Genomic DNA, 16108 nt, shown 5'->3' on the forward strand with positions numbered 1-16108 from the left:
CGGTGGCGCCGTGGGGCCCGCTCCCCTCAGTGCGCCCCGTCCCCGCTCCCGGCGGTCCCGTTCCCGCCCCCGTCGGCGCCCTCCTCCGCCCAGGCGCGGTAGGCGTCGACCGCCGTGGGCAGGGTGGGGAAGATGCGCTCCCGGCCCACCGACTCGGAGAGCCCGTAGGCGTCCAGGTCGTCCAGCAGGTCCTTTTTGACGCGGGCGAGCGCCAGGACGATGCCCCGGTCGGCGAGTTCGCGGCGCAGCTCGTCCAGCGCGTCCAGGGCGGTGATGTCCACTTCGACGTTGGCCTCGGTGTTGAGGACGAACCACCGCACCGGGTCGTGCTGCCGGTCGACGGAGGCGAGGGCCCGGCGCCGGAAGTCCTCGGCGTTGGCGAAGAACAGCGGCGAGTCGTAGCGGTAGACGAGCAGGCCGGGGATCGTGCGGGCCCGGGGGTAGTCGTCGACGTCGTGCATGCCGGCGAGACCGGGCACCAGCCCCTCGACGGCGTCGTGCGGCCGGGCCACCCGGATCAGCATCTCGGCCACCGACAGGGCGACGGCGACCATCACGCCGTACAGGATGTCCAGCGCGAGCACGCCCACCAGGCAGGCGAGGGCCAGCAGCAGTTCACGGCGCCGGAACGACGCCAGGCGGCGGAAACCGGAGAGGTCGACCAGCCGGCAGGCGGCGAAGACCACGATGGCGCCGAGGACGGTGGAGGGCATCGCGGACAGCAGCGGGTTGAGGAACAGCAGGACGCAGACCACCGCCACCAGCGTCACCAGGGAGTACAGCTGGGTGCGGCTGCCCGCGGAGGCGCCGAGCGCGGTACGGCTGGCGCTGCTGCTGACGGGGAAGCCGTGCAGGACGCCCGACCCGAGGTTGGCGGCGCCCAGGGCGAGCAACTCCTGGTTGCTGTCGAGGCGGTCGGCGTCCCGGTCGGCGAAGGCCCGCGCGGTGAGTACGAAGTCGGTGTAGCCCACGAGCAGCACGCCCACCGCGGGCAGCAGCAGCCGGGCCAGGTCGCCGGGGGTGGGCAGGGCCGGCCGGGGCAGCCCGGAGGGGACCTCGCCGATGACGGCGATGCCGTGCCCCTCCAGACCGAAGGCGCCGACGACGACCGTGCCGGCCACCACGGCGAGCAGGGGCCCGGGGGCGCGGGGGACGTACCGCTGGACGAGGAAGAGGAAGAGCAGGGCGGACGCGGCGAAGGCCACCGTCCCCGCGTGCGCCTGGGGCAGGTGCGTCACGAAGGAGACCAGCTGGGGGAAGAACCCCTCGCCCTCGACGGGCACCCCGGTCAGCTTGGGCAGCTGGTCGATGATCATGATGCAGGCCACCCCGGCGAGGTAGCCGACGAGCACGGGCCGGGACAGCAGGTCGGCGACGAACCCCGCCCGTACCGCCCACGCCACCACGGCCAGCAGGCCGACCACGACGGCGAGCGCCGCGGCGAGCACGGCGTAGCGGCCGGGGTCGCCCGCGGCCAGGGGCGCGATCGCGGTCGCCGTCATCAGCGCGGTGGTCGACTCGGGGCCGACCGACAGCCGCAGGGACGACCCCAGCAGTGCGTACAGCGCGAGCGGGGCGAGGGTGGCCCACAGTCCGGCCACCGGCGGCAGCCCGGCCAGTTCGGCGTAGGCCATGACCTGCGGCACGAGGTACGCCGCCACCGTGACGCCGGCGAGCAGGTCGCCGCGCAGCCAGGCCCTGCGGTAGCCGAGAAGGGTGACCAGGCCCGGCAGCAGTCCGCGCCGGCCGCGCTTGGTGGCGGACCTCCCGGGCGGCGGGGCGGGCGTGGAGACGGCGGACGGCATGGGCCCATCCTCCCCGACGACCCCCGCGTTGGGGCCGGTCGGCCCCTCCTCGCACCCCATGTGGCGGAGGACCCTGGAGGTGAGGGCTTACCGGACGAGAGGGAGGACGGCGATGACCACCACCACGACGGGCCTGCTCGACGCATTGCCCCCGGAGACCCGCGGGCGGTTGCTGGAACTCGCGCGCGACGTGTCCTTCCCGGCCCGGGCCCGGATCTTCGAGGAGGGGCACCGGGCAGACCGTTTCTGGATCATCCGCACCGGCTCGGTCGCGCTCGACCTGCACGTGCCCGGCCGGCAGCCCGCCGTGGTCGAGACCCTGGGCCCGGGCGACCTGCTCGGCTGCTCGTGGCTCTTCCCGCCGTACTCCTGGCACCTGGGCGCGCGGACGCAGAGCCCGGTGCGGGCCGACGAGTTCGACGCCACGGTGGTACGGGCGCTGTGCGAGGCCGACGCGGTGTTCGGGCGCGCGGTGGCCCGGCGGGTCGCGCAGATCGTCGCCCACCGGCTGCAGGGGGCCCGCACCCGGCTCCTCGACCTGTACGGACCTCAGGGCAGCGCCAGCACGGCGCGCTGAGGGGCACACGGCCGGTTCGGCCCGGGGGGGATCGCCGAAAAACCGGGCGGCAGCGGTGGCGGCGGCGCGCGAGGGCGTGTCTGCTGGACCCCTGTGAACGAAGGAACGCCGGCGCGGCGGGTCGGCGCGGACCGGGCGGCGCGAGGCCGCGGAGATCACAAGAGACGCCCTGGGGGCCGGGATGAGCGAGGCACGGGAGTTCACCGAACGGACGCCGATCAGGGTGTTCCTGGTCGACGACCACGAGGTGGTGCGGCGCGGGTTGCACGATCTGCTCGACGCCGAACCGGACATCGAGGTCGCCGGGGAGGCAGGCACGGTCGACCACGCCCTGGCGCGCGCCCCGGCACTGCGGCCTGACGTGGCGATCCTCGACGTGCGCCTCCCGGACGGCGACGGCATCGGCGTCTGCCGGGAGCTGCGCTCGCGCATGCCGGGACTGGCGTGCCTGATGCTGACCTCCTTCGACGACGACGACGCGCTGCTGGACGCGATCATGGCCGGGGCCGCCGGGTACGTGCTCAAGCAGATCAAGGGCTCCGACCTGGTCTCCGCGGTCCGCACGGTGGCCTCCGGCCAGTCGATGCTGGACCCTGCGACCACCGCCCGCCTGATGAACAGCCTGCGTGAGCAGGAGCAGCCGCCGGAGCCGCAGGACGAGGCACTGGCCGGGCTGACCCCGCGCGAGCGGGAGATCCTGGAGCTGATCGGCGAGGGGCTGACGAACCGGCAGATCGGGCAACGGCTGTTCCTGTCGGAGAAGACGGTCAAGAACCACATCTCCCGGATGCTGGGCAAGCTCGGCGTCGAGCGCCGCATCCAGGCGGCCGTACTCGCCACGCAGCACCGGACGCCCGGTGGCGCACCGGGCCCCGGCCCCTGAACGACCGCGCCGCCGCGGGCGGGCGGGCGGCAGGTGATCGTCGCCGCAGCGGCAGGCGCCGCATCCGAACGGCCGCGCTCAACCAGCCGCCCGGCGACGCGGCGAGATCTGCCCGGAGCGGCCGCGACGTTGGCGCGCACCGGCCCGGGCGGCAGGCGCCGCATCCGCCGACAGCCGCCCGGCGGCACGCAGGGATCCCGCCCCAGATCGGCCGCGACTCCACGTGCCGATGAACGGCGGCCACCGTCCGGCAAGCACGGCCGGGCAGCGCCCGTCGCCGCAACAGCAAACGGCGCATCGAGACGGCCGCGCACCCCATCCCCGACCAGCCACCCGGCGGCCTGGCAGCCCGGCAGAGATCCCGGAGCCGCCGCGCCGTTGGCGCGCACCCGCGCGGCCAGCGGACGACCGTCGCCCCAGCGGCAGGCGCCGCATCGGCCGACAGCCGCCCGGCGGCACGCAGGGATCCCGCCCCAGAACCGCCGCGACGTTGGCGCGCACCGGCGAACGGCTGCCAGTCGCTGCCGGGCAGCGCCGATGGCCGCCGTCCCGCGACGTTGGCACGCACCCGCGCGGGCAGCGGACGACCGTCGCTCCAGCGGCAAGTGCCGCATCCGGACGGCCGCGCACCCCCGTCCACCACCAGCCGCCCAGCCGCCCGCAGGGATCCCGCCCCGGGACCGCCACGGTGCCGCGCCCCAAGGAACGGCGGCCGCCCACCGCCGCCCACGGGCGGTCCCGCGAGGGTGCCCCGGCGGCCCACGCGGTGGGGCCGGTCGGCCCTCCCCGCGGGGCGCCGCGGCGTGCAGGGTGGGAGACGCGCCGGCCGGAGGGAGCGCGCCATGAATCCCACCACACTCAACGGGGCGACCCTGGAGAAGCTGATCTCCGCCGCCGTCGCGGCGCCCTCGTTCCGCGGCAGCCGGCCCTGGCGCTACCGTCTCGATCCGGACACCGGCACCTTCCAGGTCCGCGCGGTCCCCGCACCGGGGGTGCCGGAGCCGGAGGCGGCGGCCCGCGCCCTGCACGTGTCCGTCGGCGCCGCGGTGTTCAACCTGCGGGTCGCCCTGGCCCACTTCGGCTGGGAGCCGGACGTGCAGCTGCTGCCCGTGCCCGGCGACCCCGATCTGCTCGCCGCGGTGCGCCCGATCGGTCCGCGGCACGTCGGCGACAGCCCGTACCGGGACCTGTACGACGCGATCTGGCGCCGGCACAGCTGCCGTACGCCGTACTTCGCCCACTGCCCGACCGGGGCCGTCGTGCTGGAGCTGATCGACGCCGCGCACGCGGAGGGCGCGTCGCTGACGCTGCCGCGCACCGAGGAGACGCTGAGGCTGCTGCGGCTGACGGCGGAGGCGGAGGAGCGCGGAGAGAGGGACACGGGCCGCGCCGTCGCTTCCGGGGGCAGGGTCCACGAGGACTCCGGGGCCGGCGCCGCCTCGCTCGATTCCGGGCGGCGGCCGCTGGTCGCCGTGCTGTGCACGCCCGACGACTCGTGCGCGGACTGGCTGCGGGCGGGGCAGGCGATGGAGCGCGTGGTGCTCCTGGCGACGGCGCACACCGTCCACGCGACGCTGCTGCACGAGGCGATGGAGTGGCCGGACCTGCGGGCGGCGATGCGCACCACGGACTGCGGGCCGGGCCTGGTGCAGATGCTCATCCGGTTCGGCGCCGCGGCGTCCGAGGACTGCGCGCCGCGGGTACCGGTCCGCTGGTCCGCGGAGCGCGGCTGATCAGCGCGTACGGCCACCGTCCGACGGCACCCGCCAGACCAGGCGGGTGCCGCCCCGGCCGGGCGTCTCGAGGGTCATCGTGCCGCCGAGCCTCAGCGCGCGCTGCGCGAGGTTGGCCAGCCCGCTGCGGTGCCCGCCCTCGGGGGTGCCCACCCCGTCGTCGCTGACGGTGAGGGTCAGCGTGCCCGAGCCGACGACGAGGGAGACGTCCGCGGTGCGGGCGCTCGCGTGGCGGGCCACGTTCGACAGGGCCTCGCCGAGCACCGCCACCACGTGCTCGGCGACCGCGGCGGGCACGTCGGTGTCGATCAGGCCCTCCATGCGCAGCGAGGGGGTGAAGCCCAGGGCGGGCACCGCCTCCTCCACCGCCTTCGCCGTCCGCACCCGCAGCCCCTGGCGGGCGGGGCCGGTGTCGTGGCTGCGCAGCCCGAAGATCGTCGAACGGATGATCTTGATCGTCTCGTCCAGGTCGTCCACGGCCCGCAGCAGCCGTTCGCTCGCCTGCGGGTGGTCCACGAACCGCACCGCGCTCTGCAGCGTCATCCCGGTCGCGAACAGCCGCTGGATCGCCAGGTCGTGCAGGTCACGGGCGATCCGGTCGTGGTCCTCCAGGAGGACGAGCTGCTCGGCCGCCCGCCGGCGCTCGGCCAGTTCCATCGCCAGGGCCGCCGAGCCGGCGAAGCCCAGCAGCGGCGCCGTCTCCGCCTCCGTGAACGGCACCTCCCCCTCGGCACGGGCCAGCAGCAGCGCCCCGCGCACTCCCTGCGGGGTCGCCATCGGCACCGCCACCGCGGGGCCGAGCCCTTCGAACCGCGGCGGGCCCGCCACCACCCGCGGATCGCGCTGGATGTCGACGCTGGTCAGTGGCTCGTTCGCGGCCATCGCCGCCCCGGTGAACGATCCCTCGCGCGGCAGTGTCAGCCCCCGGTGGGCGTCGGCGTCGATGCCGGTGGCGATCGCCATCGTGATCCCGTCGCCGCTCCCGGCCGGCAGGGCCAGCACCCCCAGGTCCGCGCCGAGGATCCGCCGCGCGTGCTCCACGATGAGCTCCAGCACCGCGTTCTCCTCGACGCCCGACAGCAGGCCGCGGGTGATCTCCGCGTTCGCCTCCAGCCACCGCTGCCGCGACCTGGCCTCCTCGTACAGCCGGGCGTTGTCGATCGCCACCCCGGCCGCCACCGCCAGGGTGGACAGCACCGTCTCGTCCTCGCCGTCGAACTCCTTGCCGCCCCGCTTCTCCGTCAGGTAGAGGTTGCCGAACACCTCGTCGCGGACCCGGATCGGCACCCCCAGGAACGAGTGCATCGGCGGGTGGTTCGGCGGGAAGCCGTACGAGGCCGGGTGCTGCCCGATCTCCTCCAGCCGCAACGGCGCCGGGTGGCGGATCAGCTCGCCCAGGATGCCGTGGCCCGAGGGCAGCGGCCCGATCGCCTCGATCTGATCGTCGCCGACGCCCACCGTCAGGAACTGGGCCAGCCGCGCGTCGTCGCCGATCACGCCCAGCGCCCCGTACTCGGCGTCGACGAGCAGGACCGCGGCCTCGACGATCCGCCGCAGCACCTGCGGCAGGTCCAGTTCCCGGCCGACCGTCAGCACCGCCTCCAGCAGGCTGTGCACACGGTCACGCGTCCCCCGCACCGCGTCGATGCGCGACTGCAGCTCGTCCAGCAACTCGTCGAGCTGCAACCGTGGCAGGCCCTCGGCGTCCTTGCCGCCGCCAGTCCCCACCGGCACCTCCGTCCGCTGTGGCGGCCCTCGTGGGGCCCCCTCTCAAAGTAGCGCCACCCCGCCGGGAGGACGCGCGGAACGGCACCGCTAGCCGTGGCCGCGCTCCCCGGGCGGCACGGCCGCCCAGTGCTCGATCTTCTCGTCGGGCGCGAGCCGCGACAGCGCCTCGCCGAGCCTGCGGCAGACCTGCTCGATCTCGCGGCGGGTGTGCTCCCGTTCGCTGACGGTCGCCGACAGCAGCAGGGCGGTCAGCGCGGCGGACCCGTTGAAGGCCTGGAGGGTCGCCATCTTGGCGAACAGGTCGAGCCCGGCGAACGGGCCGGACCCGGCCGCGGCGGCGCCGATCGCGATGAGCGAGGTGATCAGGGCGCAGGGCGCGGCGCCGGCCAGCTGGAAGCGGAACGCGGCCCAGATCAGCAGCGGTGAGACGAGGAAGAGCAGCCCCGGAGTGCTGCGGGTGGCCACGACCGTGACGAGCGCGGTGCCCGCCACCAGCGCCGCCGCCTCCGCCCAGCGGTACGCCGGGACCCCGCGCGGCAGCCGGGCGGTGCGCAGGACGAGCAGCAGCGGGGCGATCACCAGCACCCCCATCGCGTCGCCGGTCCACCAGACCGACCAGGTGGACCAGAAGGCACCGGCCGGTACGGCCCCGGAGGCCACCAGCAGGCCGCTGCCGATCGTCGCGCTGATCAGCATCCCGCCGAGCGCGCCGAGGAAGACCAGGGCGAGCGCGTCCTGCAGCCGGTCGAGTTCGACGCGGAACCCCACCCTGCTCAGCAGCAGGCAGGCGCACACCGGGGCGAGGGTGTTGCCCACCACGATCCCCAGCACGGGCAGGAGCGAGGGCCCGATCATGATGTTGACGGCGAACGCGCCGATCGCGATCCCGGGCCACAGCCGGATGCCGCCGAGCAGCAGCCCGACCAGCGCGATCCCGGTCGGCGGCCACAGCGGGGTGACCTGACCGCGCACCAGCTGCTGCTCGAGTCCGATGCGGGCCCCGCCGTAGTACGCGGCCGCCAGGACCAGCACCCACAGGACCGTGCCCCGGTGGCGCCGGAGCCCTTCGCCGTCTCCCGCGGCGGTCATCGCGCAGCCGTCCCGCAGGGACCGCCGTGCCCGAGGACGAGCACCGCGGCGTCGTCGCTGTGACCGGTGAGGTCGGCCACGGCGATCACCCGGGCGGCCAGTTCGTCGGGGTCGGCGGAGCAGCCGGCGGCGGCCAGTTCCGCCACGCGGGCCAGCCCCTCGTCGATCGGATGGCCGGGGCCCTCCACCACCCCGTCGGTGACCAGCACGAAGGCACCGGTACCGGCCAGGACACGGCGGCTCGACGGGTACTTCTCGCCGTCGAGGATGCCCAGCGGCAATCCGCCCTCGTCCAGCACGACCTCGCAGCGGCCGTCGTCGGTGGCCCACACCGCCGGGACGTGCCCGGCCCGGGCGTCGACCAGTTCGCGGGTCTCCGGGTCGAAGCGGAGGAAGGTGCAGGTCACGAAGAGCCCGGATCCCATGGAGATCAGCAGGTCGTTGGTGCGGGCGAGCACCTCCGCCGGTTCCGTGGTGGCGACGGCGACGGCGCGCAGGCAGGTGCGCACCTGGCCCATGTAGGCGGCGGCCTCGACGTCGTGGCCCTGCACGTCACCGATCGCGCAGCCGACGGTGCCGTCCGGCATGGGGAACACGTCGTACCAGTCGCCGCCGATGTCGAGCCCGTCGCGGGCGGGGGCGTACCGACCCGCCACGCGCAGTCCCCGAACGGCGGGGAGGGCGGCGCCGAGGGTGTGCCGCTGCAGGGCGGCCGCCAGCTCCACCCGAGCCTGCTGCATCTTGATCCGCTCCAGGATGCGGCCGGTGAGCTGTCCGAGTGTGTTCAACAGCTCCTCGGCGCTGCTGGAGGGAGCGGTGTGACGTCGGGACATGGCACCAACGCTCCGGGGCCTTGGGCACTCGCGCCACCTCTCACCCTACGCCCGCGGGCCCTCCCGCACCCTGCTCAGAGCCAGCCGCGGCGGGCCGCCTGCCATGCGAGCTGCATGCGGGTCGCGGCGCCGGCGAGCGTCATCATGTGCTGGATGTGGCGCTGGACGGTGCGCCGGCTCAGGCCCATCTGGCTGGCGATGGCCTTGTCCGCGACGCCCGCGACGAGCAGCGACAGCAGCCGGCGGTCGGTCTCGCTCAGCGGGTCGGCCCCGTCGGCCCCGTCGGCGCCGCTCACCGCGCCGGACGCGCTGACGTGCAGGGGCACCGCGTCCTCCCAGTAGCGTTCGAACAGCGCGGTCAGCGCCCCCAGGAGGCTGCTGTCGCGCAGCAGCGCCGCGGTCGGTTCGTTCGGGCTGCCGTGCGGGCCGCCGGGGACCAGGGGGCAGATGGCGAAGCTGCGGTCGGCGACCGCGAGCCGCAGCGGCAGATGGGGGACGGAGCGGGCCATCTCCCCGGCCTGGACCCCCTCGACGACGTTGTCGATGGCCCCGTCGTCGTCGAAGAACGCCCGCTCGTACAGGACCCGGTAGCGCACGCCGCGGGCCAGGGCGTCGTACTCGGCGCGGTTGCTCCCCGAGGGCATGGCGACGTACTGGGCCTTGCAGAACCAGAGCATCTCGTGGCGTGCGTTCTCCTGCATCTGCCGCAGGTTCTGGCGCAGCGCCTCGCTGCCGGTGATGACCTCGATGAGCTGGCCGGCGTCCTGGCGGCGCGCGGTGCTGCGGTAGCTCTCCAGCAGGTCGGTGACCGCGGTGCGGGCCTTGTCGAGGGAGTCGGCCTGGCGTTGCAGCCGCGGCAGCAGGGCCACGTCGGGCGGGGTGGCGGCGTACTGGCGGGGGAGGCTGTCGGTGGGGCTGGCCAGCCCCTTGGTGGCGAGGGAGGTGAGGACGCCCTCCGTCTGCCCGGGTGGCAGGCCCGTCTGGGCGGCGACCTCGTCCGCCGAGGCGGTGGCGGTGGCGACCAGAAGCCGGTAGACGGTCTCCTCGACCGCGGTGAGCCCAGCCACCTCGAGCATGCCGCGTTCCTCCGGGTCCGGGACGGGTCCGCACGACGTGCGCATGGTAGGCGCACAAGCCGCACATATCGTTAAGGGCCGGACTATACCCGGGGAATGTTTCGTGACCATGGCGCGGCGGGTGCCGGGGCCCACACTCCCCTGCACCCGCCGCTGTGTCAACGGTGACGCCCCACCGTCACCGTCCTCCGGAGTTCCGTGCGCCGCTGTGCAGATACGCACGGTCCACCGTCTGCCGGACGCTGTTGCCCGCCGCGTCGGTCGCGGTCACGCGCAGCGTCACATAGGCGTCGCCGCGCACCCGCGACGGACGCTCTACGGCGGCGGTGAAGCCGCCACCCTTGCGGGCCGTGGCGGCCCGGGTCCAGGTCCGCCCGTCGTCGTAGGACGTCTCCACCCGCACGGTCACCCCGCGCGGCGCGGCCGCGCCGTCCTGCATCCGCACGTTCAGGCCCAGGGTGTGGCGGCGGGCGGGACCCACCGCGTTGCGGGCGTCGACCGGCACCGTGTAGTCGACCTGCAGCAGGGGCAGCGCCGTCGGCTGCGCCGCGGTGCCCGAGCGGAACGTCCACGAGGTGCGGGTGCCGGTGCCGAACCGCCAGTCGTCCGAGGTGCGGGCGGTGGTCAGGTCCAGCCGGTACGCGGCGTCGCCCGCGGGCACCTCGAAGTTGCCCCAGGCGCCCTCGTCGGACTCGGCGATCCGCTTCCCGTCGCGGTAGAGCACCGCGGTGGCGGTGTCGTCCACCGGCGCTCCGTCGCCGGCGCGGGCCGCGCCGGTTCCGATGCCGCCACCGAAGCCGTTGAGCTCGTAGAACGAATAGTGGCCGGTGCCGGAGTCGTTGAACTCCGGAACGAAGAGGGACAGGGTGTTGCCGTTGCGCACCGACGGCCAGGCCGCACCACGCGGAATCGACGGACGGACCACGGCCCCGAACCAGCGCTCCGTGGCCTTCTGACCGGGCCGGTAGGTGCGCGGCGCGTTCTGCATGCCCGCTCCGAGCGGGGTGTCCATGCCGAAGACGACGTTGTGGTGCACGGTGTGGCGCCACAGGGTGTCCCCGCCGGTCACGTACTCCACACGCTCCCGGCCCGTCGGCACCTCACGGCTGTACTGGTTCCAGGCGGTGTCCTGGTACGGACGCCACCCGAAGCGCTGCTCACTCGCCCACTCCGAGGCGCCGGTACGGGTGTAGGTGCTGCGGACCACGGCGCTCTCGCGCTCGGAGACGGTGTGCACCAGGTTCTTCGGAACGAAGCCCTTGGACACCTGCATCACGTCGTACAGGTACGGGCTGCGCACCGTGCCGGAGAACTCCACCGTGGTGGTGCGCTTCTTGATGCTCTTGAGGAGCGCGGTGCCCTCCGCCGTACCGGCGCGCATGGTGGGCAGGGCCATCCGGTCACCGGTCGGGCTCCACCGGGTCCAGGGGTAGAAGCCCTCCTCCACGACCAGCATCAGTGCCTTGGCCCCGGCCTCCTTGGCCGCCTTGGCGAGCTCCCGGTCGTCGGAGAAGTCCCAGCGGACCACGGCCAGCTTGCCGCGCACGCCGGCCTTCTTCAGCTCGGCCGCGGTGCCGGTGCCCGCGTCGACGGCGGTCAGCTTGGCGCCCTTGTCGTCGAAGGCCGGGGACGCGGGCACGTAGTACGGGGTGAAGGCCGACGACGTGCCGGAGACCTTCGCCCGCAGTTGCGGGGCGACCAACTGCCAGCGCGAGGCGAACTCGAAGTCGCCGTCGGTGACGCGCGCGGTGGGGCTGACGTAGATCCGCTTGGCGATGTCGAAGAACATCACGCCCTGGATCAGGCCGTTGCCGTCGATCTTCCGGTACGTCTGGTAGCTGAGGATGCCGCGCTGCTCGGCGGGCCGGGGCGTGCGGATCTTCACCTCGGTGACCTTGGAGGCGTCGAGCGTCACCGTGGTGTCCTTGGTGACCTTCACCTCCGGGTTGACCACCTCGCGGAGCTCCTGGCCGTCGGCGGCCCTGTCCAGCGTCCCGAAGCTGAGCTGGTAGGTGCCCTCCTCGACCTCGGCGACGGCGGGCTCGATGCCGCTGTACTGCACGAACCCGTCGGCGCCCCAGATCGTCGGCGCCGCGCCCTCGATGACCTTGCCGTCGCGGTCGCGGGCGACCACGGTCAACTTGTGCTTGGGGGCGTGCACGTTGAGGCCGACGGTGGTGTGGGCGACAACGGTGCCGTCGGCCGCCGCGGCGGTGACGTAGCCGTAGTACTTCCCGCGCGCGGCGTGGGCCGCGTCGGTGCTCAGCGGGACGTCGGCGGTGGCACCGGGCGCGAGGCTCACGGTGCCGGAGCCGAGGGTGACGACTCCGTCGGGCAGCGCGCGCCCGGTTCCGGTGGACAGCTTGACGGCCAGCTTCAGAACGACCGTCTTGTCACCGGTGTTGGTGTAGCGCACGGTGGCCGCCTGCTGCCGTCCCGCCGTTCCGCCGTTCTCGACCGGGGGCAGCGCGACCGTGCCGGTCGCGGTGATCGGGCCGGTGGCGGTGGCCAGGTCGATCCGGCCGCCGCCCTGCTCCGTCACCTTGGTGCCGGGCACCGTGCGAGAAGTGCTGATCAGCGCGTCCTTGATCTGCTGTGCGCCCCAGCCCGGGTGCTGCTGCGCCAGCAGCGCCGCGGCGCCCGCGACATGCGGAGTCGCCATCGACGTGCCCGAGGCGGCGACGTAGTTCGCGTCGACCGGGTCGCCCATGGTGGTGCCCGCGGCACGGGCGGCCACGATGCCCACGCCCGGGGCGGTCACGTCGGGCTTGACGGCGCCGTCACCGAAGCGCGGTCCGCGGCTGGAGAAGGAGGCGAGGGAGTCGTCCCGGTCGACGGCGCCGACGGTCAGCGCCGCGTCGGCCGCGCCCGGCGATCCGACGGTGGACGGCCCCGGGCCGGCGTTGCCCGCGGCGATGACGAACAGCGTGTCCGTCGACGCGGTCAGGGTGTTGACGGCCTGGCTCATCGGGTCGGTGCCATCGGTCTGGATGTCCGCACCGAGGCTCATGTTGACGACCTTGGCGTGCTCGCCCGCCGCCCACTCCATACCGTCGATGACCTGCGACTCCGAGCCCGAGCCGTCGTCGCCGAGCACCTTGCCGACCAGCAGGTCGGCCTTGGGCGCCACACCGCGCCGGGTACCCGACGACGCCGCGCCGGTGCCGCCGACGGTCGAGGCGACGTGCGTGCCGTGCCCGAAGTGGTCGTCGGTGTTCGTGCTGTCGGAGAAGTTCCTGGCCTCCGCGATCCGCCCCGCGAGATCGGGGTGGTTCGCGTCGACACCGGTGTCCAGCACCGCGACCTTCACGCCCTGGCCCTCGTACCCGGCCTTCCACGCGGTGGGCGCGTTGATCTGCGCGGTGCTGCGGTCCAGCACCGCCTTGACCTTGCCGTCCAGCGAGACCCGCGGGGTCACCGCGGCCCGGGCGGCGTCCGAGGTCCCACCGGGGTTCAGCGTCTTCCAGAAGGCGCCGAGTTCGTCGCCGTCGACCCGGAAGGAGCGGGCGTCGATGCTCTCCAGGGTGCGCGAGGCCGTCTTGTCCGCGCGGAGCGCCACCAGCCGGTCGGCGGTCGCCTCGGCGGTCTTCGCCGCCTGCGCGGTGACGCGTGCCCCGTCCCGTACCGGCTCGGGCCGCGAGGAGACGATCAGCGGCAGCGTGGAGGTGTGCGCCTCGTCGAAGCCGGCGGCGATCAGCGTCGTCACGTCGAACAGCCGGCGGTCCAGGGTGCCCGCGGACACCAGCGCCTCGGCGTCGAACGGTATGACGGTCAGGGACTTGCCGTCGGCCTCCAGCGTGCGGAAGGGGATGTTCTCGCGGCCGGGTCCCGGCTGGACCGAGGCGGTGTGCCGCCCACCGGGCAGCGACGTCACCGTCACCCGGTCGCCGGTCACCAGCCGTACGGTGGCGGAGGACGTCCCGGTACGGTCGGCGGATCGCGCCGGTCCGTCCGGTGAGGTCCCCGCGGAGGCGGCCGTGGTGCCCCCGAGCGTCACCACCAGCACTGTCGATATCGCCGCTGTGAGGCGGAACCTTGCCATCACCCAAACACCTTTCGTACAGCTCCGGGTCACGCGCTGTCCGCCAGAATCCGCCGAGGCCGGGGAGGTGTCACCGGTTATCGGCTGTCACAGCTGCGACATGTCCCAACGGCGACACGGCGCTTCGGGCAACCGGCGACGACCCCCACCAGGGCACGGCGAACCCGCCGCTGCCGGTACGAACCACCCCCAACCGGCGGGCCGCGCCGTCGCCGGCGCCGCGGCGGGGACCGTCGAGCGCGTCACCCTGATGCAACCGGACGGCAGGTGCGCAGCGACCGTCCTGGCGGACGCCGGCCGACGGCCTCGTGGCGGGCGACCCGACGGACCCGGCCCCTTCCTCGGCCCTATGGGACGCGGTCCCGGAGGGCCTGGAGGGCGGGGCGCCATGCGTGTCCCACCGTCCTCGCCGCCGACTCCCCGTACGGCCCGGGCGGCGGGGTGCGGACGCCGGGCCGGGGGCACCGCCTGGAGATCGCCCGGCGGGTACGCACCGGCAGCTTCCACCGCGAGTTCGGCGCGGCGGCGGGGCCTGCTCCGACCCGCGCTCCCTTCCCGGTCGCTCAGCCGCCGCCGGGGGAGGACTCCGCGAGCGCGGCCTCCACGGCGTCGACGGCCTCCTCGGCGGAGGCCGCCCGCAGGAACGTCTCCCCGGGTCCGGGTCCCCGTACGTCCCAGCCGCCGACCACGACGACCGGCTTGCCGGTCCGCAGGGCGAGCGCCACCTCGCTCAGGGTGCCCCAGCTGCCGCCGACCGCCACCACGGCGTCGGCGGCGGCGACGACGAGGCCGTTGCGGAGTTCGCCGAGGCCGGTGGCGATCGCCACGGTGAGCGACGGGTCACCCGCCCGGCGGTCCCGGCCCGGGAGGAGTCCGACGGTGGTCCCGCCCTGCGCGCGGGCTCCCTCGGACGCGGCCCCCATCACCCCGCCGAGCCCGCCGCAGACGACGACGGCGCCGCGCCGGGCCAGGAGTTCGCCCACCCTGCGGGCGTCCTCACGCTCCCGCCCGGTGGCCTCGGCCGGCCCCACCACGGCGACATAACGGCTCGTCATGACCCCTCCCCCGGCGTCCTGCTCCGATTGACAGAGAGGACAATCAGGATATTCGCTGCATGGGTGACCTCGTATGCCCGCACCTCCCGCCGCGTGTCCCTCGCCCTGCTGGCCACGACGATGGCCCTCGCCGCCTGTCAGGGCTCGCCGTCCGCCCCGGAGTCCATGGTCGCCACGGGCCGGCCTGCGGCCACCACCGCCCCGAAGGCGTCCTGCGTGGACCGGGTCCTGGCGGCGATGAACGACACGCAGCGCGTGGGCCAGCTCTTCATGGGCGCGGCCCAGCTGCCCACGCCGCCGAAGGCGGACCTGGACGCGATGCGGTCGTACGCCGTCGGGTCGGTTTTCCTCGCGGGCCGCAGCACCTCCGGGGTGACCAAGACCCGGTCCCTGGTGGACGGGCTGCAGAAGTCGCTCGGGGTGACGGTGGCGGGACAGCGGATCGGCCTGCTGGTCTCCACGGACCAGGAGGGCGGCCAGGTGCAGGTCCTCAAGGGCACCGGCTTCTCCACGATCCCCAGCGGCAAGACCCAGGGCACCTGGTCCACCGCCACGCTGCGCTCCCGCGCGGAGACCTGGGCGAAGGAGCTGAAGAAGGCGGGCGTCAACGTCAACCTGGCCCCCGTCGCCGACATCGTCCCCACCTCGATCGGCACCGGGAACGCCCCCATCGGCCGCTACGGCCGCCAGTTCGGCTCGACGTCGGGCGTGGTGTCCCCGCACGTCACGGCGTACGTGCAGGGCTCGAAGACGGCCGGGGTGCTGACCACGCCCAAGCACTTCCCGGGCCTCGGCAGCGTCAAGGGCAACACCGACACGACCGCCTCCGTGACGGACACGACGCTGACCCGCACCGGCAGCAACATCGCCCCCTTCCGCGCGGGCATCTCCGCGGGCGCGGGGCTGGTGATGGTCTCACTGGCGACGTACAAGCGCATCGACCCCAAGCACAAGGCCGTGTTCTCCTCGCTGATCGTCGATCAGACCCTCCGCCGCGACCTGGGCTTCAAGGGCGTCATCATCTCCGACGACCTCGGGAAGGCGGCCTCCGCCCAGTCCACGGCGCTGGGCCAACGCGCCCTCTCCTTCCTGCGCGCCGGCGGCGACCTCACCCTCACCGTCTCCCCCAAGGGCATCCCCACGATGGCCGAGGGCATCCGCTACGCCATGCGCCACGAGCCGAAGGTGCGGACGCTGGTCTCGAACAGCGTGCGCCGCGTACTGACCGCCAAGCAGGCGGCGGGCGCCCTGCGCTGCACGACCTGACGCCCCGGCGCCGCACCACGC

11 protein-coding genes are annotated in these 16108 nt (G+C 74.3%); 4 read left to right on the forward strand and 7 right to left on the reverse strand.

Features of this window, described 5'->3' with window-relative positions; translation table 11 throughout:
• Positions 1–26 precede the first annotated feature (26 nt).
• Positions 27–1805, reverse strand: a complete 1779-nt coding sequence (locus OIE69_RS10405; protein WP_326571676.1) for a SulP family inorganic anion transporter — start codon at positions 1803–1805, stop codon at positions 27–29.
• Between the two features lie 112 nt (positions 1806–1917).
• Here OIE69_RS10405 and OIE69_RS10410 point away from each other — a divergent pair, with 112 nt between their 5' ends.
• The 3 genes from OIE69_RS10410 (at position 1918) to OIE69_RS10420 (ending at position 4998) form a co-directional block, all read left to right on the forward strand.
• Positions 1918–2382, forward strand: a complete 465-nt coding sequence (locus OIE69_RS10410; RefSeq protein WP_326571677.1) for a Crp/Fnr family transcriptional regulator — start codon at positions 1918–1920, stop codon at positions 2380–2382.
• A gap of 181 nt (positions 2383–2563) precedes the next feature.
• A complete protein-coding gene (locus OIE69_RS10415; protein WP_326571678.1) occupies positions 2564–3265 on the forward strand; it encodes a response regulator transcription factor in 702 nt (233 codons plus the stop codon).
• A gap of 842 nt (positions 3266–4107) precedes the next feature.
• Positions 4108–4998 carry a nitroreductase family protein gene (locus tag OIE69_RS10420; protein WP_326571679.1) on the forward strand — a complete coding sequence of 297 codons (891 nt, stop codon included), beginning with the start codon at positions 4108–4110 and terminating at the stop codon, positions 4996–4998.
• Here the strand turns inward: OIE69_RS10420 and OIE69_RS10425 are convergent, their stop codons facing one another.
• The 6 genes from OIE69_RS10425 to OIE69_RS10450 all read right to left on the reverse strand — a co-directional run bounded on the left by OIE69_RS10425 (position 4999) and on the right by OIE69_RS10450 (position 14821).
• Complete coding sequence (locus tag OIE69_RS10425; protein ID WP_326571680.1) at positions 4999–6726, reverse strand: GAF domain-containing sensor histidine kinase; 1728 nt, start codon at positions 6724–6726, stop codon at positions 4999–5001. It abuts the gene before it with no gap.
• 87 nt (positions 6727–6813) lie between these two features.
• Complete coding sequence (locus OIE69_RS10430; protein WP_326571681.1) at positions 6814–7815, reverse strand: MASE1 domain-containing protein; 1002 nt, start codon at positions 7813–7815, stop codon at positions 6814–6816.
• Positions 7812–8648 (reverse strand): PP2C family protein-serine/threonine phosphatase, encoded by an 837-nt coding sequence (locus OIE69_RS10435; RefSeq protein ID WP_326571682.1) that lies wholly within the window; start codon positions 8646–8648, stop codon positions 7812–7814. The genes OIE69_RS10430 and OIE69_RS10435 overlap by 4 nt, the downstream gene beginning before the upstream one ends.
• A 74-nt stretch (positions 8649–8722) precedes the next feature.
• Positions 8723–9724 (reverse strand): helix-turn-helix domain-containing protein, encoded by a 1002-nt coding sequence (locus tag OIE69_RS10440; RefSeq protein ID WP_326571683.1) that lies wholly within the window; start codon positions 9722–9724, stop codon positions 8723–8725.
• Between the two features lie 178 nt (positions 9725–9902).
• The gene (locus OIE69_RS10445; protein WP_326571684.1) at positions 9903–13766 is read right to left on the reverse strand and encodes a S8 family peptidase; all 3864 of its coding nucleotides are present in this window, start codon (positions 13764–13766) and stop codon (positions 9903–9905) included.
• A gap of 563 nt (positions 13767–14329) precedes the next feature.
• Positions 14330–14821 (reverse strand): TIGR00725 family protein, encoded by a 492-nt coding sequence (locus OIE69_RS10450; protein ID WP_326571685.1) that lies wholly within the window; start codon positions 14819–14821, stop codon positions 14330–14332.
• 63 nt (positions 14822–14884) lie between these two features.
• Between OIE69_RS10450 and OIE69_RS10455 the strand changes: the two genes are divergently transcribed.
• Positions 14885–16087 (forward strand): glycoside hydrolase family 3 N-terminal domain-containing protein, encoded by a 1203-nt coding sequence (locus OIE69_RS10455; protein WP_326571686.1) that lies wholly within the window; start codon positions 14885–14887, stop codon positions 16085–16087.
• The last annotated feature ends 21 nt before the right edge of the window (positions 16088–16108 follow it).

Source organism: Actinacidiphila glaucinigra (assembly GCF_035918135.1).
GTDB classification, from domain to species: Bacteria; Actinomycetota; Actinomycetes; order Streptomycetales; family Streptomycetaceae; genus Actinacidiphila; species Actinacidiphila glaucinigra.

Excerpts from the sequence above, each read along its gene's own strand:
- OIE69_RS10445 (WP_326571684.1), bottom strand. The coding sequence starts at position 13,766 with ATGGCAAGGTTCCGCCTCACAGCGGCGATATCGACAGTGCTGGTGGTG.
- OIE69_RS10415 (WP_326571678.1), top strand. The coding sequence starts at position 2,564 with ATGAGCGAGGCACGGGAGTTCACCGAACGGACGCCGATCAGGGTGTTC.
- OIE69_RS10430 (WP_326571681.1), bottom strand. The coding sequence starts at position 7,815 with ATGACCGCCGCGGGAGACGGCGAAGGGCTCCGGCGCCACCGGGGCACG.
- OIE69_RS10405 (WP_326571676.1), bottom strand. The coding sequence starts at position 1,805 with ATGCCGTCCGCCGTCTCCACGCCCGCCCCGCCGCCCGGGAGGTCCGCC.
- OIE69_RS10420 (WP_326571679.1), top strand. The coding sequence starts at position 4,108 with ATGAATCCCACCACACTCAACGGGGCGACCCTGGAGAAGCTGATCTCC.
- OIE69_RS10440 (WP_326571683.1), bottom strand. The coding sequence starts at position 9,724 with ATGCTCGAGGTGGCTGGGCTCACCGCGGTCGAGGAGACCGTCTACCGG.
- OIE69_RS10410 (WP_326571677.1), top strand. The coding sequence starts at position 1,918 with ATGACCACCACCACGACGGGCCTGCTCGACGCATTGCCCCCGGAGACC.
- OIE69_RS10450 (WP_326571685.1), bottom strand. The coding sequence starts at position 14,821 with ATGACGAGCCGTTATGTCGCCGTGGTGGGGCCGGCCGAGGCCACCGGG.
- OIE69_RS10435 (WP_326571682.1), bottom strand. The coding sequence starts at position 8,648 with ATGTCCCGACGTCACACCGCTCCCTCCAGCAGCGCCGAGGAGCTGTTG.